We start from the raw sequence: 507 nt of genomic DNA on the forward strand, positions 1-507 counted from the left end.
ATTGCGCTCATAGACGCGCACTCGTTTATCGCCCGCTCTCAATGCAAATATCGGATGTTCCATGCTCGCTATGTCGTCTTTAATTTCCGCGCCACATGTATCCGCCACAAAGTGAGATGACGGCGCTTCTGGGCGTTCTTCTGGGTCTGCTTGTTGCGATTTTTGGCCGGTTGCTGGCTTGGGTGGGGCAAGGGTTGCGGCGGCGGCTTCAGCAATCTCCTTCTCTCGGCGCAACCTTGCACCGGCCTCTTCCCAGCTTTCACCAATTCGGGCGTGTTTTTCGACGTGCCGCTTCCATGCCGCATCACTGCGGGCTTCCAGCTTTGCCGTTAGCTCGATCATCGATCTTGGTTTATCATTGTTTGTAGCCATTTCCAGTCCCTCAAACTTGGATGGTTAAGCCTGCTGGCAGCATGACCATGCCGCCAGCAGGCGATTGTGTCACTTCACATAATGAAAGCGACATTGGACGATATGCAATGTATCGTTAATCACTTTATATACAAT

At 52.1% G+C, this 507-nt stretch carries 1 protein-coding gene; it reads right to left on the reverse strand.

Features of this window, described 5'->3' with window-relative positions; all coding sequences use genetic code 11:
* Positions 1–372: replication initiator protein A (locus AXE65_RS14065; RefSeq protein ID WP_239685087.1), on the reverse strand; the 372-nt coding region annotated here is incomplete at its 3' end.
* Positions 373–507 lie beyond the last annotated feature (135 nt).

Origin of the sequence: Ventosimonas gracilis, assembly GCF_001580025.1 — a bacterium.
Lineage (GTDB): Bacteria > Pseudomonadota > Gammaproteobacteria > Pseudomonadales > Pseudomonadaceae > Ventosimonas > Ventosimonas gracilis.